Raw genomic sequence first — 26733 nt, forward strand, 5'->3', positions numbered from 1 at the left:
AGGTACTAACTCTGAAACAGAAATCATTTCATATTGGTCACGTTTATTCTCGGATTTATTTAACATAGAATCAACTCCTAAATAAAATTTCTACTATATTATAAAACGGATTGTTAATTTTTAGTATTTTTTAGCGCTGACTCCTGCGGGAACAGCATGATTCGAAGACTACAGGCTGAGAACATGCGCGCGGAAAGCATGCGCATAAAAAAATGCCGGCAAAGTCTAAGACTTTGTCGACACTCTGATATTTCAGGATATTTTCGTTTATCCATCGGTACATTATCCACTGTATCAGGAAATTCTGTACGCTTTTTTACCCATTGTCCATCTTCAAAAAATAAACCATCAATTGTCTCATTTTCAAGATCAACATCATCATAAGTAAATACAAAAAAGTCTATATTATAAAAATTACTTATATATGTTAGTGTTCTTCCAAGTACACCTTTTTTATGCTTTTCTCGTAATAATCCTACTTTCATAAACAAAATCCTCTCTTAATTAATTTTTATTTCAAATGCTCGATTTTCCCAGTCTGTTTCAATATATTCTTTACCTTCAGCAATAAATTCTACTATTTCTTTAAATTGTTCATCATTCACATAATCAGGACACCAAAAAGTATCCAAATTATTTGCGTAGAATGGCACTAATCTAAGTTTAATTTCATCATTTTCAAGAAACTTCAATTTAGTTAAGAAACCATATGGTAATGCATCATGTTTATCAAATTCACCGTTACTATTAAAAATCCCATTTCCCATACTATAAACAATCACTGTGTTGTTATATCTTCTCAATTTTTGAATTGTATGAGGACCGTGTCCAAGTATTAAATCGCAACCACTATGAATTAATTGTTCTGCATTCTCAACTTGATACGGTAAAATTTGTTTAAAATCAACACCCCAATGAGGTTGTACGATTATAAAACAATTAGGATCTTCTTGTTTCTTTCTTCGAATTTCTTCATTTATTAAATATAATGGTGCCACACCTGCATCATGACCAATAGCGTAAAAATCGAATTTACGATATGCAATTTTGCGATACCAATAGCCATTATAAATATATACATTTCTATTATTTATATTTAAATGTATCGGTGCTAAAGCTTCTTTAGAGTTCAGACCAGCACCAAATACTTTTAAATCGTTATTTTTAAAGCCTTCAATAGTCTGTTTTAAACGATTAAGTCCGAAATCCATCGCATGATTGTTTCCTAAAGAAACAGCATTTAAATTTAATGATCTTAATGCATTTAATGTTTTTTCTTCATTTGCCCATAATAAAAATGGTTTCGCACCTTCTAAATTTGATACTTCACCTTCTTCAGTAAATACTGCTTCAAAATTGATAATGTTATATCCATTTGGATCAAAGAATGTCTTTAAATGCTTCAATGAATGATCATAACCATAACGCATTAATGCATCTTCTTGATTGCGCTTTTTTCGACGTTCTGTATAAAATTCTCCAAAGTATGTATCACCTAAAAAATTAATTTCTTTTTCTCCTGTGAATGTTTCAACTTCTAATTTAGGCGCTTTAATATCGAATTGAATTTCGTCCATTGCTTCTTTCAGTAAGAAATCTCTATGAAACGCGTTATCTGCACCCATTACAGCTAGTAACACACGCTCATTATTAATGTTAGTTAAGACAATCCCACTATTATCATGTGACCCAAATAAGTAGTTGCATACGACACGATCATCAATATCTATGAAACTTGGATTTTCATAAACAGTGCCACGATAATCAACTAATGAACTATTATATAATTTAAAATCTTTTTCATATTGGCCAAACATTTTTTCTCCAATCTTCAAAAGATCTTTTATCGTATAAGATTGAGGCTTATTTTTCATCTTTCTACCACTAATATTTATAGCAACCTGCTTTTCTAAATCATACTCATCTCGCTTCACTTTCACTTTGATAGCAGGATTATTTCTAGTAGGATCTAGATATTCTGCGATAGCCAATACTGCTGCATTACAATTAAGATTAATGACTAATTGTAATAACTTATATATCGTAATTTCTTTCCCTTCTTCTAAAAACACTTTATCTTTTCTAGAAGTTTTAGAAATAAATTCACTAATTTTCACACTTGCTTGTAGTTTAATCTTTTTATATTTAAGCAAATCTAAAACATAATTTAAAAATAGAGCATTACCCAGTCCATAATCATTTTTGTCTTTATTGCCCTTATCATATAGTACTTTTTTATCACTTAGACGCATCGCCACGACTTTATAATTATTCATACACTTAACTCCTTCATAAATAAAATTAATAGAAAGAATCTATAATCACTTTTTGAACTTACTAAATTAAATATACCAAATAAAAATAATATTACACTAATTTCATGTTAATCCTCTTTTAAGCATTTTTACATTTACATTTTATTACAATTATTAGACCTTTACAATATTAATTACATTTTATTACAATTATTAGCCCTTTACTATATTAATTACATGTTATTTTGCGAACTAAAATGTGCGGATATTGTTTTGTTTTAATAATATTTATATTTTATATATATTATAAATCTTCTCTATCCTTATAATATTCACTTTTTCACCTTGCCATTTAATATAATAATTATATAAACTCTATATACCAATATAAATAAATAAAAATAGAAGGGAATTTTAAATAAAGTTGGAAAATGGACTTATAATATCCATTTAAATATATATTATACATCAGGAGTTGATTAAGTTGGACAAAGCCACTCGTGTATTATCATTACTCACGCGTCTATTAAATGGGGATGTTGTGAACAAGTCAGAGTTTAGCAATATTGCAAATGTTGGAGAAAAATCGATACAAAGGGATATTAATGATTTAAATATGTTTTTCTATGAGAGTGATTATTGGAATAACAAGAATACTAAAATCGTTTATAGTCGTTCACTAGATGGATACGTACTTTCAAATGGTTCCTATTCAGCCGATAGCTTAGCACTGTTAAGTCTATTAATTAAAATCAAAAGCTTAACACCTATGTTGCACAAAAGTGTTTATAACCTTTTCTTAGATAATATTTCGCTTAACCGTATTGAAGATAAATACATTCTAAAAAGTGTTTTGAATCACTTTAATTTACGTTCCGAACCACTACCAGGTATTCATTTAATGAATTTGCAAGAATGTATTACGAAAGGGTTAAAAGTTCGTATTGAATTAGATAAAAAGTTGGTTGTAAAGCCATTGTCTCTTATGTATATGCACTATGATTACTGGTTAACTTATGAGTATGAAGCTAAAATTCATACCGTTAAAGTTCAAGATATTAAGTCAGTATATATTTTAGAAGCTTCTACATATGAAAATGTACCCAACTTACAACCTGTTAAATTTGAAATAGACGTATCTATTTGGGATCAGTTTAAACAGCAATTTTCAATCAAAGAAATCTTAGAATACAAAGATAATAAAATTATCGTCTTAGTATCGTGTACAGAACTAGACTCCTATTACATAGCATATCAACTAGCACCACTCGCACGCATGTTAGGTCCACAAGCTTATATCGATGCCTTTATAAACCGTTTAGACAAAATAAAACACACATACAAAGTAGAATGATTTATGAAGAATTTATTAGGCGTTTGTTTAGTATTAGTTCTATTATTAGCAGCATGTGGAAAGAATGTAGATGGTACATACTCAAATAAAGATTTTAGTATCACTGCAAATAGTGAGACTGGTGAAGCATCATTACATATGGATGCACTAGAATCAGGTGGACTATTTGGCATAGGTGCAAATGACGGAACCTTAGACGGAAAAGTCAATGCAGATGAAAAAGTCATGACATTTAAAATGGAAGACGGTCAAGATCTACAACTTAATTATAAAGTCAAAGGAGACAAACTCATCATCGATAGTCCAGTCGGATATGGTAACGGCGATGGAGAAGTAGAGTTGACTAAAGAATAGGAGTAGAGACTATATATGAAAAAACTATTAGGAACTTTTTTAGGACTAGTTATTATTCTTACAGCTTGTGGGAAAGGAGATAACTTAGTAAACAATAATGATGGTATTTACACATATCGATTACATGTTTCATCACCTCAATATGTTGATCCTTTTTACGAGTATGAAGGAATTGTTATATTCAAAGATAATAAATTAAAAATTTATGGTACCCATAATAATTCACCAGATGAAATTATAGCTTCAAAAAAAGCTAACAAAAATGATGTATTTCAACAATCAAATCCTATTAAATTTAAAACAGACGGTTCTTCGTTGATAACTGATGAAAAAGGAAATGAGACTGGAGATTATAGTAACACTATATTTTCTGAAAAAAACATAAAATTTATAAGAGACATAAAAAAAGATGGGGATAATTTTGAAGGAGTTTATAAACTTAACGATAAAGATGACGGAATAAAAATAACGTTTAAGCCATTAAAAAATAAAGATAAAAAAGTATTATATAAATAAAGGAGAATAATTATGAATTTAGAAGAAAAAAGTTATATAGAATCTCAAGTAGCAAACAAAGGTAAAAAAACAGGCATTGCTTATATTCTTTTAATACTTCTAGGAGGATTTGGTGCACACCGTTTCTATCTAGAAAAAACAGGTTCAGCTGTTGGTTTACTACTATTAACACTACTCACTGGTTGGATGACATTTTTTATTCCATCTTTAATATGGATTATTGTCGATGCATGTTTAATACCTGGATATATAAATGAAAACAACGAAAAAATAAGAAGAGAAGCAACAAATGAAATTAAAACTATAAGAGGAAAATAAGAATATGAAAAAATTATTAAGCATTTGTTTAGGGGTAATTATTTTATTGGCCGCTTGAGGTTCTGATAGTAAAAGTGATGAAAAGTCTAAAGAAAATAACACTTCTAATTCACAACAAGAAAAGAAAAATAATTCGGAATCAAATAGTAAAGTCAGCAGTATAGATGAAGAATACGAAAAGGAATGGCAAGAAGCAAATACAGTAGACTCATCTTCAGAAGATGATTAAGATGTAGATGAAGATTTATACAAACATGAATATGATCAAAATTATGTAGTATCTAAGAAAGAAGAAGAACAATTGAAAAAATTGTTATATAAGAGTACGAATGCTTATGGAAAGATAACTGAAATTGACCACATATGGCAATACGGTGAAGAAGATAGACATTATCCAACGTTTGTAATTGATGGACAAAGCATTATGTATGACGGGCATAATAAAAATTTATTTGAAGATGAAAGTAGTGAAGGATATCAAATTAAAAAAATTGATGATCAGTCTATTGAAGCTGTTATAGCAAAAACACCTAAATCTCAACTTAATGAAGTGAGTGATCCTGTACTTAAAAATAGTAAGATGATTATAACGTATATTGATGATAATACAATCAAAATTAAAAAAGATGATTTTCCAGCAGAAACGCTACATGCATCTATTAATAATTATGAAGAATAAATGATCAGTTTGTTTTTTTATATGGATTAATATTTTCCACTAAAATCATGATTAAACTACGTTTAATCTAGGCTATTTGTGGCTCTTTTACGAGCCACATTGCCAACTTTTTAAGATTCATGGCAGCACAAATAAGCGTGGTGTCCATGGAAACTTTTTTAATTCCTCTATATCTAGTCCATCTCATACCATGCTGTTCTTTTGCATCACCAAATCGTCTTTCTACTGTTTGACTTCTTAGTTTATATGCTTTTTTTATTGTATCTACAAACCTTAAATCTTCGATTATATCTAAATCATCTTGCCATAACGGTAAGCTACGTTAGTTTCAATTTCTTTAATAGTTTGCCTCATTGATTTTATGCCAAATAATCTTTGAATCAGTAAGATCTTAACTAAGATAACAGGATCAATAGAAGGACGTCCGTTATCTAAACAGTATTTATCTTCAACAAGTTCATAAACGAAGTTTAAATCTAATATTTTATCAACTTTTCTCAATAAATGATTTTTAGGTACTAACTCTGAAACAGAAATCATTTCATATTGGTCACGTTTATTCTCGGATTTATTTAACATAGAATCAACTCCTAAATAAAATTTCAACTATATTATAAAATGGATTGTTAATTTTTGGTATTTTTTTAGCGCTGACTCCTGCGGGAATAGCATGATTCGAAGACTACAGGCTGAGAACATGCCCGCGGAAAGCATGCGCATAAAAAAATGCCGGCAAAGTCTAAGACTTTGTCGACACTCTGAGACGCTCAATTCTTGAGCGTCTTTTTTGAATAAAAGAAATAAAAAAATAATCATCACAACTTTAGCTAGTTAATGGTTATTTAAAAATAATTATACAGCTACCGTCACTTAAACGGGCTTGTTGAGGTAATGTGTTCCAGCACGTTACCTTTATTTGATTATAGAATATCATGAAAAAATACAATTTGTCTAGTGTCTTAAACACCTGAAGCTCAATTCTCGAGCTTCTTTTTCTTTCTTCTCTTAATGATTTCTTGTGTAATCAAAATAACAACAATCACCAGCATAGGGTATATTCTGTAATCGGGAGAAACGAATAATCTAATCAAGATGAATGCGATAATTAATGAGCTAAACTGTATTAAGTATTCTTTAGTAAAGATATTATATCTATCTTTTTTATATTTATTATTTTCTAAAACTAGTGGTGTAGCTACTGATATTCCTATTATTGCACCAATTAATGACGCTAAATCCACTTTATTGAAGATAATAAGTTGGGTTAATACAATAATTGAAATCATATACAATCCATACGTCACACTATAAAACAATTTCTCCTTCATTCTTCTCAGCTCCTTAATTTAAATGGATTTTGAAGTTTACACCTTTTGTAGTTGGCATAATTTTAACGGTTCCGTTATGAAATGTGATGCAATCCATAATAATCGTTGAACCGATACCGTGTCCTTCTTTGTTGTCTTTTGTTGTGTAATTTGAATGAAGCATGTGTTTCTCTGTTGTCTTGCTTATGCCGACACCGTCATCTTTGTAGTTAATTTCTAAACCTTCATTTATATTCTTAATGTTGATTTCGATGTTTGGATTGCGTTTATTATGATCGATACTATTATCTATAAGGTTCATCATCATACGTTCAAAATATAGTTTATTGCCATAAAATTTTTGTTCTGTTAATTCATTGATAATTTCAAGCTTGTCATATTGTATCGTTCTTCTCAGCTGCTTTAATGTTTCTGTAATATCGAATGATTCTTTATGAATGGTCATTTGATCTGTTTCATATCTGAAGTTATTGTTTAAACTATCAATCAATTCAGTCATATATGCAGCTTTATCTGAAATTAAAATCGCATATTTCTTAGTGTCTATTTCTTCTGATGATAATAGTTTGGCGTAACCATAAATAGATGTTAAAGGTGATTTTAAATCATGAGATAGCTGATTAAGCCATTTCTCGCGATAGTAATTAATTTGATTTTGATAAATTTTATCTTCAGTCAGTTGTAAGTTTAAGCTTTCTACAGAATCATTAAGTTCTTTAAATAATTTTTTGCTTCTTTTGTTGTAGTGTTTAGAGCTTGGCTTAAACAATTTACCTTTAGAAAGATTTTCTATCCAATCCGTATAGAAGAATAATGGCTTAGAAAGTCTTTTAGAAATGATAAATGCGAAAATAATTACTAAAATCATGTTGAGTAAAAGTAACAATAAGTATGTTAATGCTAAAAATTTAAATGTCTTATTTTCAATGTCATTAAACTCATCTGTATATTGAACTTTATGATAAGCAGGATTATCTATAAATTTTAATTGATTATCCTTTTCGACATGATAATATTTATTATAATTATTGATATACAAGCTACTTATCAGTTTTTTAGTATCAATTTTTTCTATTGAATGTATGTGATGGTTGTGAGATTTTGGATAAATTAATATGACGCTATAGTCATCACTACGAAATGGAATGCCTTGTATATTGTATAAGTTTTCAACAATTTTATTTTTCAAATTCATTTGTTTTTTAGGATAAAGGACATTGGCATCTTTATCGATAATATACAACTGAACATGATTGTCTTTTAATTTTTGTTTTAAATCATCACTCAGTTTATAGCCATTTTCTTCATTTGATATTGAAAAATCCATATAAAAATCATCAACATCATCTAAATCGGAATAAGAAATTTTTATAACATTTGTAAAGAAAAGCCATATGCCAATAACACCTATAATAAAAGTAATCGTAAGAAAAATAAAAATGTATTTCGTGAATTTCCATGTGAATCTTTTATTCATTTCATTAACCTCTATATATGTAACCTTTTCCTCGAACTGTCTGTATGAGCTGAGGATTATTCGGGTCATCTTCTATTTTTTTGCGTAATGTTCGAATGTGAACCATTAATGTATTGTCATCCACACTGACTGAATAACCCCATACACGTTCGTATATTTGACTCTTCGTCAAAACTTGGTTTTTATTTTTAATGAAATAAGCTAGAAGGTCATATTCTCTTGATGTCAGATTAGCTTTTTTATTATTTGTGATAACGTCAGTTGTATCTAGATTGACTTGCAAGTTCTTATTGTGATGCGTATTGATATTTTTAATATGTACAGAGACGCGATAAGCAAGTTCAATAGGATCAAATGGTTTCTTTACATAATCTACGGCACCATTTTCAAACCCTTTATAAACATCTAAATCAGAATCTTTCGCTGTAACGATAATAAGTTTAGTATCTTCATGTTTAATATATTTCACGAGTTCATAGCCGTTTTCTGATTTTAAGTTTAAATCAAGTAACACGACATCAAAGCGATGGGCTTTTAATTTTGCTTCAGCTTCTGGTTTGTCACTTGCTAAATATATGTCACCTAATTGTTTATTAGATAAGGATATTTTTATCAATGTTTGTATATCTAAATCATCTTCTACTATTAATATTTTGGCAGTCATTTTTACACCTCTATATTATTGTATATTTTCATTTTATATGTATCTACACGTATATGTAAAATTAAGTCAGATTTAAGGTTTATATAAGTCAGATTTTATTTTAACTTGTTAATATAATATGTGAGGTGAATAGAATGAACAGAATAGAAGTTGCCGATGCACTAAGAGGATTTAGTTTATTTGGCATATTTATGGCCAATTTATTAATTTTTCAATTTGGTTTAACAGGGCAATTATACATAGATCAGTATCATTTAAGTGGTTTGAATCAAACAATTTATCATATTATCAAGATTATATTTGAAGGCAGCTTTATGCCCATATTTGCGATTTTATTTGGTTTTTCTTTAGATAAGCTCTATCAATCTATGAAAAGTAAACAAGTTAAACGTCCGAGAATTAAGCTGTTAAGAAGAGCCATTTTCTTATTAATATTAGGTAGTTTACATGCTTATTTTATATGGGAAGGAGATATCTTATTTGGTTATGCACTATCGATGTTAATCGTGATTCCATTCATTTTATTGAATCGTAAATTTTTTAAATGGGTGACGATTATTGGATTTGGGTTCATATTAGCAATGTCAGTGGTTTCTTTATTTGATACTTCAGGTCCTATTATAGAAACGAGTGATAAAGCTTCGTATGTGCATGAAGTTAAAACATTATTTAGTGAAGGTAGTTATTGGGATATTCGTGAAGCGGATGATACTATACAAGATCCGAAATTCATGCAATTAAAAGCAATGCTTGGCGATAATACAGGATGGTTATTTGTAATGATTCTGTTTATAGAAGTTCCATATTTCACACTAGGTATATGTTTGTCCAAATATAAATGGTTTGAAAAAAGTATCAAAGATCAACACATTTCAAAATGGTTTATATATTTAATACCCGTATGGATATTAGGGAAGTCATCTTATTTATGGTTATCGAATGAAAATGTGACAGATAACATAGCTATAATATTTGGTATATCGCTGGCCATTGGTTTTATTTGTTTATTTAAATACTTATATCAAACGTATCAACAAAACGTAATATTTAGAGGATTTGAAAGCCTCGGTAAAATGTCGTTATCGATGTATATTCTACAAAGTATTATCGGAACACTCATTCTATATGGCTATGGATTAGGATTCTTTGGTAAAGATATACTCATAGTGACATCGTTTAGTTTTATGTTAATTTATGTATTACAAATGATTTTCGCAACATGGTATCAAAAGCATTGGCGATATGGTCCGCTAGAATATATACTTCGTATGTTTACACATTGGAAAATTAAAGTAGGGAAGAGGAGATGAAATAATAATGATTGAAACAGTTAAGAAAATCGCACGCATATTATTTGTCGTATTTTCAGGACTATTAGTCGCAAGATATGTCATTCAGCAGCTTAATCAATTTACTGATTTGCAATTAAGTTGGTTCTATTTAGAACATGTGCCATATAGTTTCATCATCATTGTTATTTTATATTTTATTTGTATTGTCGTTTATAGTTCATTGCGTACATATGAACAAAGAGATTAGTTTAAGTATATAAAGAAAGGGAGCCGGACGTGTTGTCCAGCTCCCTTTTTTGATTGCTATTCTTTCGGTTTAATAGATTTAACATTTTTAAATCCGCTTTTCATACTTGCAAGGTGTTCCATGAAATCGTGCCACTCTGTACCAGCTTCTTCAAACGTTTGCTGTAATAATTCATTTTGTGCTTGGTTTAATTTATGAACTAATGCACTACCTTCTTCAGTAGTATATAAATGTTTTACACGTCTATCGTTATCAGAGTCTACATATCTAATTAATTTTTTCTCTTTTAATTTTTTTAATGAAGCGTGAGAAGCTTGTTTAGATATTTCAAGTGTATCTAATAAATCTTTAATTGTTATACCTGGCATTTGATCTATAAAAAATAAAAATCTATGATGTTGTCTGTTCATGCCATGATTTTTAATAATATCGTCAGCTGTATTGATAAATGTTTTGTATGCGAAATAAAAAAGCATATGATCATAATTGTTTTTATTATCCATTGTGTCGACTCCTTTTCAACTATTATAAAGGATAGTTGTTAAAAATTCATTTTTAGGTCAATGATGTTGACTTAATTTTAAAGTAGGTATATACTAAGAATTGTTATAGGGATTATTAAACATTTGATATTTAATCAAAGGTTTATTTTTTACATTAATAGGTCAACTATATTGACTTAAATTGATTCGTAAAAATAGAAAAGGAGAATCGGATATGAAAAAACGTGTTGGGGAATATTTAATGGATTCATTAAGTACAGTCGGGGTAGAAAAAGTATTTGGTGTTCCTGGAGATTTTAATTTAGCATTTTTAGACGATATTGTAAGTAGAGACGATATGGAATGGGTAGGCAATACGAATGAATTAAATGCAAGTTACGCTGCAGATGGTTATGCAAGAATGAATGGTATTAGTGCAATGGTCACTACATTTGGCGTTGGTGAACTAAGTGCAGTTAATGGAATTGCCGGATCATATGCAGAACGCGTGCCAGTGATAGCTATTACAGGTGCACCAACAACAGTTGTTGAAGAAGCGGGTAAATATGTTCACCATTCATTAGGTGAAGGTAAGTTTGATAGTTATAGAAAAATGTTTAAAGAAATCACAACAGCTCAAGGTTATATTACAGTAGAAAATGCTCAGACTGAAATTCCAAGATTAATTAATGCAGCATTAGCTGAAAAAAGACCTGTTCATATACATTTACCAATCGATGTAGCTCAAGCAGAAATTGAAGTTGAAGAAGACTTCAAACCAGCTGACGTGATCAATCAAGATGTTTCTCATTACATTGAAATGGTACAACAAAAATTAAAAACAGCTCAGCAACCAGTTATCATTACAGGACATGAAATTAATAGTTTTAAATTACATGATGAATTAGAACGCTTTGTAGAACAAACTCAAATTCCAGTTGCACAACTTTCTTTAGGTAAAGGTGCATTTAATGAAGAAAGTCGTTATTATATGGGCATTTATGATGGTAGTATTGCAGAAGAAGAAATTAGAAATTATGTAGATAACAGTGATGCTATTTTAAATATTGGTGCTAAATTAACAGATTCAGCAACTGCAGGTTATTCATATGGATTTGATATTGATGATGTCGTAATGATCAATCACTTAGATTTCAAATTAAATGATACAACTTCATCAGAATATACATTACCAAGTTTAATGAACGGATTACTTGATATTGAATTTAAAAATGCAGCATATTTCCCAGAAAATAATCGTCCTGAAAAAGGTGATTACACAGTTGATAATGCGCCACTTACACAAGAAACTTACTTTAAAATGATGCAAGACTTTATCGGATTAGATGATATCATCTTAGCAGAACAAGGTACTTCATTCTTCGGTGCGTATGACCTTAACTTATACAAAGAAAATACATTTATTGGACAACCATTATGGGGATCAATCGGTTATACATTGCCAGCAACAACCGGTACACAAATGTCTAATTTATATAGAAGAAATATATTATTAATCGGTGATGGTTCATTACAATTAACAGCACAAGATATATCAACAATGATTAGAAACGACCTTAAACCTGTTATTTTTGTTATTAATAATGATGGATACACAGTTGAAAGAAAAATCCACGGTGAACACCAAGTATATAATGATATTCAAATGTGGGACTACAAAATGTTACCAGCCGTATTTGGCGGTAAAGATACAGTAGCCGTTCATGACGTAGAAACATCTGCCGATTTAGAAAATGTATTCTTAAAAATTAACAACGAACCAAATCAAATGCATTTCATAGAAGTTAAAATGGGCGTATCAGACGCACCAGAAAAACTAGACGCAATCGGACAAGCATTCTCTAAACAAAATAGTTAATACAAAACCCCCTAAACCATTAATCATGGATTAGGGGGATTTTTTATGTGAAGAGGATGGAGAAGGGTTATATGGGTGTAGCAATTTCTTCCACCAATTTATTTAATTCTAGAATGTTATTCTTACAAGTTGATTTCAGTTGTTTTCTGGAAGAATTAATACCATCATCTACATATGCTTTTGCGGCATCACTCCATGTAGCTCTACCACATAATACACCATTAAACTTAGATCCTGACTTATATGCGAAGTTTAATGTATCTAAAAATAATTGTGACGACACTCCAGCACTTAAGAATATAAAAGGTAGGTTGGTAGCATTAGATTGTTCCAGGAAGAATTCAGCAGCTTCTTCTTTTGTATAAATATATTCATTCTTAGCATATCCCTCTACAAAGTTCATATTAACCGGAACTTCTACTTTTAGTACATCTACATTAAATCTTGATTCACTGTAAAGACGCATGGCATTAATCACTTTATGTGGCTTTATCTTAGCAAACTCAATTCCTTTTTCATCACCAATAGAGTCATCATATGTTAAGATTTCTAGGAAAAAAGGTAATGATTCTGATACACATTCACTACCAACTCTCTCTACAAAAGCTTCTTTTTGACTATTTATTTCATCTGACTCATTAATGTCTACATAGATTAGTAGTTTGATAGCATCTGCACCTTTAGATTTTAAGTTTTTTACTGAACAATTTGGAATTAAGTCAGGGATTCTTCCTGGTGTTTTTTTATCATAACCTGTTTTTTCATATGCCATAATTAAACCACAATTTGCATCTCTTATATTAGCTGCTTCTATACCAAATTCAGGATCTAATAATATAGACGATGCATAAGGTGTTAATTCATTCGAGACCAATTCTTTAAAATTAGATATTTCAGTATATGAAATGTTTTCGCCCATCATTCTTTTTAAAGCACCTCTTTGGTCTATAGCTAATGCAGTAATAATACCATTATTGTTAGTTAGTTTTTTTAAGGATTTCATTTCTTATTCACTCCACTTAATAGATTTACGATTTCTTCTATTGAATTTGAAGATATTAGTTGATTTGTAAATTCTTTGTCCATTAATTTTCTAGATAGGTTAGCTAAAATATTTAAATGTTCCTCACCATTATTTTCTGGTACTAATATACTTATTAAGAAATTAGTAGGCTTCTCATCTAAAGATGGCCATTCAATTTCATTATCCATTTTAATTACAATTAGACTTGACGTACTTATTGATTTATCTGATACATGAGGTATAGCTATACCATTCTCCATACCAGTACTACTTTCTGCTTCGCGAGCTTTCAAACCTGCAAAGACTGAATTGAAATTATCTGAAACATTTGTTTCAACTGATTGTTGGGCAATAAACTCTAAAGCACTTTCTTTGTTATTGAAAGATTTATTTAAGAAAACTCGTTTACTGTCTACTAAGTTGTTAGTAGATTTGATTTTAGACTGTTCATCAGACTCATTACTTTTAGTAACATATCTTTTTTGTTCGATTGACATTAATATTCCAGCAACAAGAGCACCAATGATTATTGATACTACCCAGAAAATTGGATGAGTAACTACAGGTAATACTATAAATCCACCATGTGGAGCTGGAACTTCAACTTTCAACATATATGTGAGTATTGCAGCTATAGACGAGCCCACCATAAGTATTGGGATAATAATAAATGGTCGTTTAGCAGCAAATGGAATCGCACCTTCAGTGATATGTGTTGAACCAAGTAAAAAGTTGACTAATCCAGCACTCGTCTCAGATTGACTGTAATATTTTCTAGATAATAATACTGAGAATCCAGTTGCTAATGGAGGGACTATACACGCAGCTGATACTCCAGCCATGAAAAGATGATTACCTTGTGCTAATAGAGCAGTACCTGTTACATACGCTGCTTTATTAACTGGTCCACCCATATCAAATGCACACATTATACCGACAATTAAACCTAAAATTATTGGATTTGAGTCTTGGAAACCTGCTAAAAAGTTCATCATACCTTTATTAATAAATTCCATAGGTATTGATAAATACCACATGATAAAGCCTGCAATAAAAATACCCAAAACAGGTAGTAAAAATATTGCTTTCAAACCATCTAGTGATTTAGGTAAATTTTTTAGAGATTTTTGTAATAATAATACGATGCCACCAGCTAAGAAACCTCCTGCAATACCTCCTAGAAAGCCTGTACCATTTGTATCAGCTATCATACCAACGATAAAACCTATAACTAGACCTGGCCTATTGGCTATTGATTGTGCTATATATGCACTAAGTATAGGAACCATTAGTCCCATAGCTAAGCCGCCTATTGTATTCATTTGTTCAGCGATTACATTATATTGGTCAGATTTTGGATCAGCAGAGTATATGCCAAACATGAATGATATAGCAGTCATAACACCTCCTGCTACTACGAAAGGAAGCATATGCGAAACACCATTCATTAAATGAACATATATTTTATGCCACATATTAGAAGAAGTATTTTCTTGATGCTCAGAATTATCTAATTGATTATTCGTAGATTGATAAATTGACACATCACCTGAAATAGCTTGATCGAGTAACTGATTTGCTTGCTTAATACCTTTAGATACTGAAACATTAATAACTTTCTTCCCTTTGAATCTGTCGATATTTACATTTTTATCAGCTGCAATAATAATGACTTCTGCTTCGTCAATTTCTTTTTTACTAAATTCATTTTCAGTTCCTCTTTGTCCATGCGTTTCTACTTTAATTGTTACATTTTTATTTTTAGCAGCATTTTCTAGTGCTTCAGCTGCCATGAAAGTATGTGCTATTCCCGTTGGACATCCTGTAACTCCTAAAAATTGATATTTCATTAATATCACCCCTGTTTAGTAACGTTTAATGTTGAAATTTGAATCTCTTTCAATAATTCTTTGGTATCGCTAAAATCTGTGAGTCCTGATTTAAATGCCGTAGAAGAACCGGCAACAACAGCTTTTTTGAGAGCGGTAGCTTCATCTAAAGTTTCTTGAAAAGTATGATAAAATGTTGCTAAAATTGTATCTCCAGCTCCAGCTGTATTTAAAACTTCACCTTTAGGAGCAGTACAATGATAACTACAATATTTATTGAAAAAATATGCTCCATTTTCTCCAACAGATACTAAAACATTTTGACACCCCTCTTTAATAAGTAGATTGGATACATATGCGATGTCTTTATCAGATTTTAGATCATGGTTAGGGAAAAGGTTTTGTAACTCTTCTTCATTAGGTTTGATTAAAAACGGTTTATATTTAATAATTTCTTTTAGAATAGGATGGCTGGTATCAATAATTAATTTAAATCCTATTGATTTTGATAATTTTGCAATTGTTAATAATATTTCACCATCAATACTTTTGGGAAGACTTCCAGATACAAAAAGAATATCATTACTATTCAAATTTTTTATTTTGGATAATAGTGTATTTATCTCATTTTTCTTAATGGTAGGTCCCGAATTAACAATTTTATATTCACCTTGGTTTGATTTAAGAAATACATTAATTCTAGTATTACCTTCTACTTCAATAAAATCTGTTTGAATTTTCATTTTTTCTAATTCATCTTTGACAAATTTCCCACTAAATCCTCCTACAAATCCTGTTGCGATATTAGGAGTACCTAATTTACTTAAAATTACAGATATGTTAACTCCTTTTCCATTAGGTTGAAACTCGTCATAAATACTTCTATTTACATAATCAGGTTTAAAATCATTCATATGAACGAACATATCAATAGCTGTGTTTAATGTACAAGTGTATATCATAAGCAAACATCCTTTCTTAATAATGATTATGGCATGTGTAAGAATGAAAATGTTTACAATTTCTATGATATAGTAAAAATAAAGTGAAAATATTTACATAAGGAGGGTTAACATGAATTTTCAACAACGTGTACAATATTTTTATAGTAAGTTAAGTGATAGTGATAAATACTTAATAAACTATATAGAAAAAAATTATCTTGATATGGTAAATCTTTCTATTATTAAATTGAGTGAAGATGTTAATGTATCTACTTCAACGATAGTAAGATGTATGAAAAAACTAGACTACAGTGGTTTTACGGATTTTAAGTTTCAAATTGCAACAGAGATTTCTAATACCAATCCAAAGTCGTTGGAACAAGTAGAATACATTGATAGTCAAATTCAAACTGCGATTATTAAAAATCAAGAAGAAGTTGATAAGACGATTAGATATATTCAATCTTCTATAATAGAGGATGCTATATCAGCGATTAAATACAGTAAAAAAGTTACTATATTTGCAAGAGGATTTTCAGAACATATATCAAATGAAATGACAATAAAATTGCAACTACTAAATAAATATACTGAGGAGCATAATGATCCGAACATAATTCGAATAAAATCAAAAACATTTACAAAAGATGATTTAGTAATATTTATTTCTTTGAATGGTGAAACAGAAGAACTTGTGGAAGCTGCTGAATATTGTAAAAACTTAAACGTCAAAACAATTTGTTTAACAACAAATAAAGAAGGTAGACTATACGAACTATGCGATATAATTTTATTAGGATTTAAATCTGATAAAAATTATTTACCTGAATATGAAGTTAGGTCACGCTTACCATTACAAGTTTTATCTAGAATACTTTTGGATGCATATGTAATAAGAAATGATTAAAATAGTTAATACAAAACCCCCTAAACCATTAATCATGGATTAGGGGGGATTTTTTATGTGAAGAGGATGGAGAAGGCAGTATAAACGAGAAGTAGTGCCATTATGAGGTTAAATGCTAATTCATGTTGATTAATAAACTTTTTAAAGATTGAACCAAAGACACTCCAACTGAACGAGGATAGAAATCCTATGAGTGCTAAATATGTAATTAAGATGATTTGGATAGAGAAGTGTTCAAAGTTTGGCGTTATAAATGCTGCCACAACACTTAACACATAAATCACACCTTTAGGATTTACGAACTGTAACAACATACCAAATTTAATATTATTGTATCTATTACTAAACGATTGAGCATCCGTACCTTTACTCGTTCCAATTTTGTATGCTAAATAAAGTAAATAAATTGCCCCGAAAATCTTCATATATAATTGTATTTTAGGGAATAGGTGATACAAAGCAGAACTAAAGAAATTAGATACGAGTAGTAATATAAAGAAGCCAAGCGCAACGCCAATACAGAATCTTACTGTACCTCGTAGACCAGTTTGTTTAGAATAATATAAAGACATAATGTTATTTGGTCCAGGCGTGAAACTAGAAACAATCGCATAAATCGTCATAGATAATAAAGTCATAAAAAGCGCCCCTTCAAATTAAACTATTGAGAGTATTGTATCGATAGAAGAAAGGATTGTAAATGGTTGATGGTGGGGGATGAGAATGTATAAATCTAATAAAAAGAAGGTGGAAGTATGAAACAACGTATTATGGTTATTGGATGTCCGGGCTCAGGTAAATCAACATTATCAAATAAATTACATAATAACTTAGGAATTCCTTTATATCATTTAGATGAAATAAAATGGCAAAATAGTAACAAAACAATAGATAGTGAGACTTTTGAAGAAATATTAAAAAATATTACTCAATTAGATGAATGGATTATTGATGGTAATTATAACAGTACTTTGGAATTAAGAATGAAGAAAGCTGACATTGTTATCTGGTTAACTTATAGTAGAACAATTTGTATATTTAGAGTTTTTAAAAGGTTTATTCAAAGTTTTTATAGAAAATCTGAAGGGGGAAACCCTAAAAGAATGAGTTGGAGTTTTATCAAATTTGTTTGGAATTTTAAAGACAATCATGATAAAAAATTACTTGATTTAAAAGATAAATATAGTAATCAAAATGAATGGGTAATATTAAAGTCTAAATATGACACTAAATTATTTTGTGATAAACTGCAGGAAAGTTAATGTTGTATAGGTTTATTAATTAAGTATAAGGAACTTTAACATTTTAGTTTATCTTTTCCTGCGCATTCTCTATAATAATTGTAAAGAATTATGGAGGTGCATCGATGAACAGTCAAACATACTTACTGGCTCTCAAAAATCGTATCATTCAAGATAAACTTGATGAAGATACGAGGAACTATATTAAAGGTCTGGAGGGTGAACTTTTCATTAAAGATATTCTTGATGAATATCCAGATCTTCATTATTTATATGATTTTCATATAAACTACAAAAATCGCGTTCAAATTGATTTCTTAATTGTAACGGATGATGCTATATGTCACTTTGAGGTTAAACATTATTCCGGAGATTATACGATTAAAGATGGTCAGCTTATGAACGAATTTGGAAACATGTTTTATACACCTTTTCAACAACTGCGACGAGCCAATCACGAATTAAATTATTTAATATCCCATTTGAATATCAACAAACCCTTACATTCCTATCTTATTTTTTCAAACCCCAAATTTACTTTAAAAGGTACAATGCCTCAACAATTCAATATCCTATTACCAACAGAATTACACAAACTTAAATATATGTTCAAAAATAATCATACTATAGAAAATGCTAATATCTTACATATATTTCAACAAGAGCATAGTGACTTTTCACATCTTTATAACAATATTAAAAAAGTCCCAATGTCTAGTTTAAGACCAGGATTGAAATGCCCGAAATGTAAAAGATTGAATACAGTTGAGGTAGAAGAACGAAAAAAGTATCTACGTTGCAAATTCTGTCACTTTGAAATTAGTAGAAATAAATTGTACTTGTATAATTTAATGGAATTCTATACCTGCAAAGGGGAGCCTTTTACTTTATCAGAAGCTCAAAAATGGTGTGAGGTGGAGAATAAATATACTTTGAGAAGAATATGTGATAAACATTTTAACTATTTTAGGAAGAAACCAAAGAAATATTTTTTAAATAATGATGATTAATTGAGTTTATCATATCTGTGTTGCAAGACTAAGTAAACAAGCAACATACGAACCGTCTCCACCCATCACCAACCAAAATAACAGGGGCGCACTCGGCGCCCCTGTTCCTTCTTAAGGTATTATTGATATATGGTTATGTTTATTTACGGGTGGAAGATTACTTTATCGTACTGTTTCTTTCTGTTTACTAAGTTATCAAATGTTTCTGGTCCTTTTGATAAAGGAAGTACGTCTGAGATAATGGGTTTTACATCAATTTCTCCTGTAGACATATAATGTAATGTAGCTGCCCATTCTTCTCCTGGGAATGGGGCGGATAAACCGTTCCATGAACCTATAACATTAAGCTCATTTCTTAATATCTTTTCGAAATGTTGACGATGAATCTCGATATCTGAATATGGAATACCTAATAGTAAGACTTCGCCACCTTTAGTTGGTAAGGTAAGTACTTGTCCTATCGTAAACGGTGATCCTGCTGATTCAACAGCAACATCAATTTTTTCAGGTATTGCAGATATAGCTTCATCTAAGTCTGTTTCTTTAGAATTAATCGTATAATCCGCGCCGAGTTCCTTAGCGATTTCTAACTTATGGTCATCAATATCTATTGCGATTATTTTAGCTGCCCCAAATATTTTCGACCATTGAATGGCAAGTAACCCGATGCTTCCACATCCCATGACTGCTACAGTAGCACCCGGCTTCATACGTGTTCTGTAAAATCCATGTGCAACGACTGCAGAAGGTTCGACCATTGCTGCAGTATCTAAATCTACATTGTCTGGTACTTTAAGTACATTGCTTGCTGGGAGTTTCACATATTCTGCAAAACAACCAGGTTCATATGATCCTATCACATATAAATTTTCACAACGTGAGTATTCACCTTTTTCACAGTAATGGCATTGGTGGCATACGACAGCAGGGCATCCTGTTACAGCATCTCCGACATTTAACCCTGATACGTCGCTACCAACTTTCTCAACAATTCCTGAAAATTCATGTCCGAACGTCATACCTTGTTTGTAAGGTCCAAGCTTTTTGTAGCGGGAGGTATCTGATCCACATATACCCGTTGCTTTAACTTTAATAATGATATCATTCGGTGCATCTATCTTTGGTACAGCTGTTTCTTCAAATCTTAAATCTTCAATACCATATAAATTTAAGGCTTTCAAAAGTAATATCCTCCCCTCTATTTATATTATGAGGTTTGTTCAGAAGTAACTTTCTTCTTCTTGAAAAGTTTAGAACCGAAATAACTTAAGAAGACAGCACTATTACATACGAGTAAATTATCCATATAGAATTGCGTGATACCTCTCATTGGCCCAAGCATAAAATCTAACATGTGTTCAACCATAATCAACATTCTCCTTTTTTATCTTTTAAAAGATTATTTGTTTATTCGATAGGGCGAAGTAATACTTTAATACCTTCGCCGCCTTTAATGTGATTGTATCCTTCATCCCATTCAGTAATATCAAGCTCAGCAGTAACAAGTGCTTCTGCATTTACTTGTCCAGTACTCATGAGTTGTAATGATGGTTCCCAATCGGCAGGTTTCTGACTTCTACTACCAACAACTCTAATTTCTTTTTGGACGATTTTTTCTAAATCAAAAGGTATTTCGGGATCTTTAAAAATACCAACTTGAACATACAGACCTTTTTTGCGTAATAGATCAAGACCTTGATTAGCAGCAGGTACAGCGCCTGAACATTCTAATACAACATCTGCACCGTATCCGTCTGTAATGTTATTAACATATTCTTTTAAGTCTGTATGTTGAATATTCACAACATGATCTAAATTTAATTCTTCTGCTTTTGCTAAACGCGCTTTATCGTTATCTAAACCAGTTATAACAACTTTGCCACCTTTACTTTTAACGACTTGTGCAACGAGCAGGCCAATTGGACCTGGTCCCATAACAACTACAGTATCACCTTGATTAATTTCAATTTTAGATACTGCGTGATGTGCACAAGCAAGTGGTTCAGTCATAGAAGCGGCTTTGTATGAAACATTGTCAGGCAACTTGTGAACACTTGCTGCTCTTGCTACAAGATATTGTGTGAAACCACCGTTTTGTTGCGTACCTAAACCTTTACGATGATTACATAAATTGTAGTCTCCAGATTGACAGTATTCACATTCACCACAAATATAATATGTTGTTTCAGACGTTACACGATCACCAATTTCGAATCCTTCAACTTTATCACCAAGCGCAACGATTTCTCCAGAAAATTCATGGCCAAGTGTTACAGGGAAGTTTACATTGTAATGACCTTCATATGTGTGGACATCTGTACCACAAATACCGGCATAATGAACTTTTATTTTTATCTCATTTTCATTTGGTTCTGGAATTTCTTTATCTAAAATTTCTAAATTACCAAAACCAGGTGCTGTTTTTACTAATGCTTTCATTTAAAGTCATCCCCTTAATGTTAGTTGAACAATGCAAAGAACTTGAAGATAATATAGTTTAAGATGTTACCACCTTGGTCAATACTTGAGATTTGTGAAGATCCTGATGGCATTTTCACATTAGTACCGTCAGCCATGCTTGTGAAGATAGGTGCTACATCTGTTGCGATGTATAGTGAAATTGCAATCATAATTGTTCCTACGATAACTGAATGTATGATATTACCGCGTGCTGCACCTACGATAAATGCGACGATAAATGGAATTGTTGCTAAGTCACCAAAAGGTAATACTTGGTTACCTGGTAAAATAACAGCTAATAATACAGTTACAGGTACTAAGATTAAAGCAGTTGAGATTACAGCTGGGTGACCTAATGCAACCGCAGCATCTAAACCGATATAAATTTCACGATCTCCAAAGCGTTTGTTTAACCAAGTACGAGCTGATTCTGATACAGGCATTAAACCTTCCATAAGAATCTTAACCATACGAGGCATTAAGACCATAACAGCAGCCATTGACATACCTAAGTTAATTACGTCACCAGCATTGTAGCCAGCTAATAAACCGATTGCTAAACCAAGTACTAAACCAACAAATATAGATTCACCGAAAGCGCCGAAACGTTTTTGAATTGTATCTGGGTCAGCATTTAATTTGTTAATACCAGGCACTTTTTGAAGACCTTTAACAAGGAAGATACCAGGTACATAAGAAATCGTACTACCAGTTGCAATAGATACACCTGGTAAATCATAGAATTTACTCATCATTGGTGCAGTCCAGTCAGCTACTTTTAAGCAGACGATTTGGAATAATGCAGCTGCAACTAATGATTGCCAAATGCTTCCTGAAACGGCATAAACCATTGCACCACAGAATGTATAGTGCCAGAAGTTCCAAATATCAACGTTCATTGTTTTAGTTGTTTTAGTTAATAACATAATGACATTAATCACAATACCTAAAGGAATAATAAATGCAGCGATAACAGATGCCCATGCAATTGATGATGTAGCAGGCCAACCTACATCGATTACATTTAAACTTACGCCTAAATTTTTAACCATTGCTTGTGCTGCTGGTCCTAAATTGTTAACAAGTAAATCAATTACTAAGAAAATACCTACGAAGGCAACACCAATCGTTAAACCAGATCTAAATGCTGCGCCAACTTTCTGTCTGAAAAATAACCCTAATAAGAATATGACAATCGGTAAAATTACCGTTGCACCTAAATCAAGAAATGCTTGAATAAAATTTACAAAACCATTCATTCCCTACACCATCCTCTTTTTAGAAGAATGAGGATGAAATATGATTTATTCCAACCTCATGCTAGTTTTTAATTTTGAATTTGTTTAACTTTGTAACGCGTCTAAAATTTCTTTCTTAGTATCTTCAACACCAATTCCAGTTAAGAAGTTACGTGCGTTAATAACTGGGAATTTGTATTCTTTTTGTGTCATTGCTGTTGTTACTAATAAATCAGCTGTATCAGCGTATGCACCAACTTCAGAGATTTTTATTTGTTTTAAATCTACTTTAATGTTGTGTTCTTTAGCCATTTCCTCAATTGCGTTGTTAACCACTGTTGACGTTGCGATTCCTGCTCCACATGCTACTAATACTTGTTTCATAATAATTTCCTCCTAATTTGAGTCGATGTGTACATCGAACTCTTCCTGTTAATTTTTTTATACTTCGCTTAATTCTTTATCTATTGCATCTACAATTGTTTGTTTATCTTGTGCATTGGCAATCAATTCAAGTAATTGATCGTTTTGGAAGATTCCCATCAGTTTTTGTAATAATGATAGTTGAGCATCTTCTTTATCCATTGCTAACATGAATATTAATTTCACATCTGTTGTTTCTTCAATTTCTCCCATAATGACAAATGGAACGGTTTCTTTTAGTACTGCAATACCTATTGATCTCGTCTGAACGTGTTGTATGTCGGTATGTGGGATTGCCACTGAGCAATATACAGTTGGTAAACCAGTTGCAAATGACTTTTCTCTTTCTATCACTGCGTCTTTGTAAGTGTCTTTAACATAATTATTTTGATACATAACATCTGACAACTTACTCAACGCTTCAACATTCGTCTTAGCTTCTAAATCTAGAATGACGTTAGAAGCATCGATCTTTAAATCTTGCATATTATGCAACCCCTTTGACTTAATCTATTTTTGAAAAGTGTTGAATGATTTTATATACATCAATTTTTGAATCTGTTTGAACAATTTGTTGTATAGCTTCATCGTCTTGAGACATATCTCTCAGTTGTAGTAGTGGTCTTAAATGTTTGAACTTATCTGTAGCAGCGATTGCTACGAAGATATGAACTTTTAATCCAGTACTCAACTTGAGTGGCTCTTTAAGAATCAACATACTCATTGCAGTTCTATGAACGACTTGATCACCATCAGCATGAGGGATTGCGATATTTTGGTTAATAACCATATACGTATCATCAAATGCTGCATGCATCTTATCTATATAAAGCGGGTCGACATATTTCATTCTTACTAACGGATTAGCCGTTAATTGAATGGCTTCTTCAATATCAGCTACACGCTCTACAAAATTGATAAGATTGGTTGGTAATAAATCTTGTAAGTTCAAAGTACTATTAATAGATAATGTCGATGCTTTAACTGATGAATATGCATACGTATCTTCAAATTGTGCTTTTACGATTTTGAAAAGCTCAGATTCATTATGAATTGTTGCATGTTCTCTAATAGCCGAAATCATTTTTTCGACTTGTATTTCTGTTTCCATCGTATTATTTAATTGACCGAATACATGTTGTCGTAGTTCATGTTTTTCTTGAGCAGTTAATATCGTTTTCGTGATATACAATTTTTTAGGTGTCATGATATGCATCGGTGAAAAGACGATATCAAAGTCTAATTCATACTGATTGAAATCACGTAATGACAATGCATCAAGGAATATAAATTCAGGGAATACACTTCGCAACTCTTGTAACATGAGCTGAGAAATGGATGTACCTTGTGTACAAACAACGACTGCTTTTACTTTTTGTTCAATTTCTTCATCTTGCCTTCTTAAACTGCCACCAATCAGTATGGTTAAATAAGCAATCTCATTTTCGGGTAATGATTGCCCGAAGAACTTCTCTAAAGGTTTTGAAGATAATTTAACGAGATGAAAGAGTTCTTTATAATCTTCTTTTAAGGAATTTTCCAAACCTTCTACATCAGATAATTGATATCGAATTCTATAAAAAGCAGGTTCCATATGAAGCATTAATTGGTTAATCAAAGAATCTCGATCTTTAAATTTAATAAAAGTAATTTTTTCAAATTGAACAATCATGTCTATAAGTGCCTTTTTGAGTTCTGGGATATGTTGAACATCACTGACATCTGACCACTGAACACTCGTTGACAACAACTGTAAAGTAATAAATAACTTTTCTTGTCTCGGAATATTTGGATAGTTCGATGTCAAAATTTCTGTTGCTTGATATTCTTTCGTATCCGATAAATCGTCATATCCTATAGAAAATGATGAAACAATTTTGTCATGCTTAATTCTTCGTAAAATTAAATAAAGTTTATAAGGTAATGTTTGTGTACTTTGATCAATGAATTTCCTGTCTAAATATTGTTCGATTTTAGTGATTTGTTTATTGATTAATTCAATTTTTTCATCAATAATACTTAAACTTTTGACGATATCAGACTGAGCAATATGCATTGTAAAGACTTTATCGATGAGCCTCATAAGAAGCCTTCGAATTTCAAATTCACTACCAGCTAAGTAATAACCATTTGTACGACTATATTTCAGATTAACTTCGTATGGTTGTAAAAGTTCTTTCAATTTCTTAATATCATTTAGAATCGTATTTTTACTGACTTCTAAATCAATTGAGAAGTGATTTAATGAAAGACCTTCTTCTTCACTAAACAACATCAATAAAATGAGGTGTGCACGTTGGTATGCGGTATATACCTGCTCATTCTCTTGATAGGTGGATTCAATTGGAACATTAAGAAAATCTTTAATGGTGTCATCAACGATAAAATAACCTTGGCTAGTTCGTTCGATTTCCGGATAATCATGTTCTTTAAACCAGTCATTTAACTTTTGAATCCTGTACCCAAGTTGTCTTCGTGAAATGTTAAACATTGATTCTAAGTCTTTGCCTTTTACTTTTGGATTTTTTATCATTTCTGAAATGATATTAAAGTTTTCTTTTTGTATTTTGAATACCTCCTTTGTTGTTAATCATAATTTAACACAGGTCATCAAAGAGTTGTACAAGCTTTAATCACAAATGTTATTAACTTTTGTGTACACCTTTGTGATTATATTGATATGACAACGTTTGTAAGACACAACGAATAATTTTAAATGCATGAATATTATTAAAATTGAATACATAGTAGGGATAACTTAAGTAAAGAAAGGGGTAATAAGGGGACAAGAACACAAAAAAAGCAATCGCTC

Annotated in this window: 29 protein-coding genes and 1 pseudogene; 11 read left to right on the forward strand and 19 right to left on the reverse strand. The window is 30.9% G+C overall.

Features of this window, described 5'->3' with window-relative positions:
• Positions 1 to 113: 113 nt before the first annotated feature.
• Both LQ611_RS05895 and LQ611_RS05900 read right to left on the reverse strand, forming a co-directional pair.
• Complete coding sequence (locus LQ611_RS05895; protein WP_119494966.1) at positions 114 to 485, reverse strand: hypothetical protein; 372 nt, start codon at positions 483 to 485, stop codon at positions 114 to 116.
• A 15-nt stretch (positions 486 to 500) separates the two neighbouring features.
• The gene (locus LQ611_RS05900; protein ID WP_107572993.1) at positions 501 to 2276 is read right to left on the reverse strand and encodes a CapA family protein; all 1776 of its coding nucleotides are present in this window, start codon (positions 2274 to 2276) and stop codon (positions 501 to 503) included.
• Between the two features lie 463 nt (positions 2277 to 2739).
• Here LQ611_RS05900 and LQ611_RS05905 point away from each other — a divergent pair, with 463 nt between their 5' ends.
• From LQ611_RS05905 to LQ611_RS05925, 5 genes are all read left to right on the forward strand, one after another.
• Positions 2740 to 3609: a hypothetical protein gene (locus LQ611_RS05905; protein WP_239703262.1), complete on the forward strand. Its 870-nt coding sequence runs from the start codon at positions 2740 to 2742 to the stop codon at positions 3607 to 3609.
• 3 nt (positions 3610 to 3612) lie between these two features.
• On the forward strand, positions 3613 to 3963 hold the full coding sequence (locus LQ611_RS05910; protein ID WP_037589628.1) for a hypothetical protein: 351 nt from the start codon (positions 3613 to 3615) through the stop codon (positions 3961 to 3963).
• Between the two features lie 15 nt (positions 3964 to 3978).
• Entirely contained in the window at positions 3979 to 4479 is a 501-nt protein-coding gene (locus LQ611_RS05915; RefSeq protein ID WP_239703261.1) for a hypothetical protein, read from the forward strand.
• Positions 4480 to 4491: 12 nt separating this feature from the next.
• The gene (locus LQ611_RS05920; protein WP_119494911.1) at positions 4492 to 4797 is read left to right on the forward strand and encodes a TM2 domain-containing protein; all 306 of its coding nucleotides are present in this window, start codon (positions 4492 to 4494) and stop codon (positions 4795 to 4797) included.
• Positions 4798 to 5098: 301 nt separating this feature from the next.
• Positions 5099 to 5476: a hypothetical protein gene (locus LQ611_RS05925; protein ID WP_119494910.1), complete on the forward strand. Its 378-nt coding sequence runs from the start codon at positions 5099 to 5101 to the stop codon at positions 5474 to 5476.
• 67 nt (positions 5477 to 5543) lie between these two features.
• Here LQ611_RS05925 and LQ611_RS14205 read toward each other — a convergent pair whose 3' ends face one another.
• From LQ611_RS14205 to LQ611_RS05950, 5 genes and pseudogenes are all read right to left on the reverse strand, one after another.
• Positions 5544 to 5765, reverse strand: coding sequence for a transposase (locus LQ611_RS14205; RefSeq protein ID WP_345773228.1), 222 nt, complete (start codon positions 5763 to 5765; stop codon positions 5544 to 5546).
• Positions 5766 to 5782: 17 nt separating this feature from the next.
• Positions 5783 to 6055, reverse strand: a pseudogene (locus LQ611_RS05935) (transposase); the annotation flags it as partial.
• A gap of 395 nt (positions 6056 to 6450) precedes the next feature.
• Positions 6451 to 6804, reverse strand: a complete 354-nt coding sequence (locus LQ611_RS05940) for a hypothetical protein (protein WP_107565956.1) — start codon at positions 6802 to 6804, stop codon at positions 6451 to 6453.
• 13 nt (positions 6805 to 6817) lie between these two features.
• Positions 6818 to 8281, reverse strand: a complete 1464-nt coding sequence (locus tag LQ611_RS05945) for a sensor histidine kinase (protein ID WP_239709449.1) — start codon at positions 8279 to 8281, stop codon at positions 6818 to 6820.
• A gap of 4 nt (positions 8282 to 8285) precedes the next feature.
• Positions 8286 to 8945 (reverse strand): response regulator transcription factor, encoded by a 660-nt coding sequence (locus LQ611_RS05950; protein WP_048540557.1) that lies wholly within the window; start codon positions 8943 to 8945, stop codon positions 8286 to 8288.
• A gap of 134 nt (positions 8946 to 9079) precedes the next feature.
• Here LQ611_RS05950 and LQ611_RS05955 point away from each other — a divergent pair, with 134 nt between their 5' ends.
• Together LQ611_RS05955 and LQ611_RS05960 are read left to right on the forward strand one after the other, a co-directional pair.
• The gene (locus LQ611_RS05955; RefSeq protein ID WP_239703157.1) at positions 9080 to 10255 is read left to right on the forward strand and encodes a DUF418 domain-containing protein; all 1176 of its coding nucleotides are present in this window, start codon (positions 9080 to 9082) and stop codon (positions 10253 to 10255) included.
• A gap of 7 nt (positions 10256 to 10262) precedes the next feature.
• The gene (locus LQ611_RS05960) at positions 10263 to 10484 is read left to right on the forward strand and encodes a hypothetical protein (protein ID WP_151359212.1); all 222 of its coding nucleotides are present in this window, start codon (positions 10263 to 10265) and stop codon (positions 10482 to 10484) included.
• Between the two features lie 56 nt (positions 10485 to 10540).
• Here the strand turns inward: LQ611_RS05960 and LQ611_RS05965 are convergent, their stop codons facing one another.
• Positions 10541 to 10987: a MarR family winged helix-turn-helix transcriptional regulator gene (locus LQ611_RS05965; protein ID WP_119475226.1), complete on the reverse strand. Its 447-nt coding sequence runs from the start codon at positions 10985 to 10987 to the stop codon at positions 10541 to 10543.
• A 214-nt stretch (positions 10988 to 11201) separates the two neighbouring features.
• On the opposite strand from LQ611_RS05965, the gene LQ611_RS05970 reads away from it, so the two are divergent.
• Positions 11202 to 12845 (forward strand): alpha-keto acid decarboxylase family protein, encoded by a 1644-nt coding sequence (locus LQ611_RS05970; protein ID WP_119651027.1) that lies wholly within the window; start codon positions 11202 to 11204, stop codon positions 12843 to 12845.
• 67 nt (positions 12846 to 12912) lie between these two features.
• On the opposite strand, the gene lacD is transcribed toward LQ611_RS05970, so the two are convergent.
• Genes lacD through pfkB form a run of 3 tightly spaced genes read right to left on the reverse strand, consistent with a single transcriptional unit; the run spans position 12913 to position 16660 of the window.
• Positions 12913 to 13848, reverse strand: a complete 936-nt coding sequence (gene lacD, locus LQ611_RS05975) for a tagatose-bisphosphate aldolase (RefSeq protein WP_119651026.1) — start codon at positions 13846 to 13848, stop codon at positions 12913 to 12915.
• Positions 13845 to 15719, reverse strand: a complete 1875-nt coding sequence (locus LQ611_RS05980) for a fructose-specific PTS transporter subunit EIIC (RefSeq protein WP_119651025.1) — start codon at positions 15717 to 15719, stop codon at positions 13845 to 13847. Before LQ611_RS05980 ends, lacD begins: the two co-directional genes overlap by 4 nt.
• 5 nt (positions 15720 to 15724) lie before the next feature.
• Entirely contained in the window at positions 15725 to 16660 is a 936-nt protein-coding gene (gene pfkB / locus LQ611_RS05985) for a 1-phosphofructokinase (RefSeq protein ID WP_119651024.1), read from the reverse strand.
• 112 nt (positions 16661 to 16772) lie between these two features.
• On the opposite strand from pfkB, the gene LQ611_RS05990 reads away from it, so the two are divergent.
• Positions 16773 to 17549, forward strand: a complete 777-nt coding sequence (locus tag LQ611_RS05990) for a MurR/RpiR family transcriptional regulator (protein WP_233670771.1) — start codon at positions 16773 to 16775, stop codon at positions 17547 to 17549.
• A gap of 53 nt (positions 17550 to 17602) precedes the next feature.
• On the opposite strand, the gene LQ611_RS05995 is transcribed toward LQ611_RS05990, so the two are convergent.
• Positions 17603 to 18187 carry a LysE family translocator gene (locus tag LQ611_RS05995; protein WP_239709451.1) on the reverse strand — a complete coding sequence of 195 codons (585 nt, stop codon included), beginning with the start codon at positions 18185 to 18187 and terminating at the stop codon, positions 17603 to 17605.
• A 117-nt stretch (positions 18188 to 18304) separates the two neighbouring features.
• Here LQ611_RS05995 and LQ611_RS06000 point away from each other — a divergent pair, with 117 nt between their 5' ends.
• Positions 18305 to 18811 carry a P-loop NTPase family protein gene (locus LQ611_RS06000; protein WP_119651021.1) on the forward strand — a complete coding sequence of 169 codons (507 nt, stop codon included), beginning with the start codon at positions 18305 to 18307 and terminating at the stop codon, positions 18809 to 18811.
• Positions 18812 to 18915: 104 nt separating this feature from the next.
• The gene (locus LQ611_RS06005) at positions 18916 to 19800 is read left to right on the forward strand and encodes a nuclease-related domain-containing protein (protein WP_239709453.1); all 885 of its coding nucleotides are present in this window, start codon (positions 18916 to 18918) and stop codon (positions 19798 to 19800) included.
• A gap of 143 nt (positions 19801 to 19943) precedes the next feature.
• Here LQ611_RS06005 and LQ611_RS06010 read toward each other — a convergent pair whose 3' ends face one another.
• From LQ611_RS06010 to LQ611_RS06040, 7 genes are all read right to left on the reverse strand, one after another.
• Entirely contained in the window at positions 19944 to 20981 is a 1038-nt protein-coding gene (locus LQ611_RS06010; protein WP_119651019.1) for a galactitol-1-phosphate 5-dehydrogenase, read from the reverse strand.
• A gap of 26 nt (positions 20982 to 21007) precedes the next feature.
• Positions 21008 to 21166, reverse strand: a complete 159-nt coding sequence (locus LQ611_RS06015; protein ID WP_088592136.1) for a hypothetical protein — start codon at positions 21164 to 21166, stop codon at positions 21008 to 21010.
• 41 nt (positions 21167 to 21207) lie between these two features.
• Positions 21208 to 22239 (reverse strand): zinc-binding dehydrogenase, encoded by a 1032-nt coding sequence (locus tag LQ611_RS06020; RefSeq protein ID WP_119651018.1) that lies wholly within the window; start codon positions 22237 to 22239, stop codon positions 21208 to 21210.
• A gap of 20 nt (positions 22240 to 22259) precedes the next feature.
• The gene (locus tag LQ611_RS06025) at positions 22260 to 23519 is read right to left on the reverse strand and encodes a PTS galactitol transporter subunit IIC (protein ID WP_119651017.1); all 1260 of its coding nucleotides are present in this window, start codon (positions 23517 to 23519) and stop codon (positions 22260 to 22262) included.
• An 84-nt stretch (positions 23520 to 23603) separates the two neighbouring features.
• Entirely contained in the window at positions 23604 to 23882 is a 279-nt protein-coding gene (locus LQ611_RS06030) for a PTS sugar transporter subunit IIB (protein WP_037590477.1), read from the reverse strand.
• A gap of 57 nt (positions 23883 to 23939) precedes the next feature.
• The gene (locus tag LQ611_RS06035) at positions 23940 to 24407 is read right to left on the reverse strand and encodes a PTS sugar transporter subunit IIA (protein ID WP_037590476.1); all 468 of its coding nucleotides are present in this window, start codon (positions 24405 to 24407) and stop codon (positions 23940 to 23942) included.
• Between the two features lie 19 nt (positions 24408 to 24426).
• A complete protein-coding gene (locus tag LQ611_RS06040; protein ID WP_107590793.1) occupies positions 24427 to 26454 on the reverse strand; it encodes a BglG family transcription antiterminator in 2028 nt (675 codons plus the stop codon).
• Positions 26455 to 26733: the final 279 nt, after the last annotated feature.

Origin of the sequence: Mammaliicoccus sp. L-M44 (assembly GCF_022386355.1) — a bacterium.
In the GTDB taxonomy this organism is placed as follows: domain Bacteria; phylum Bacillota; class Bacilli; order Staphylococcales; family Staphylococcaceae; genus Mammaliicoccus; species Mammaliicoccus sciuri_A.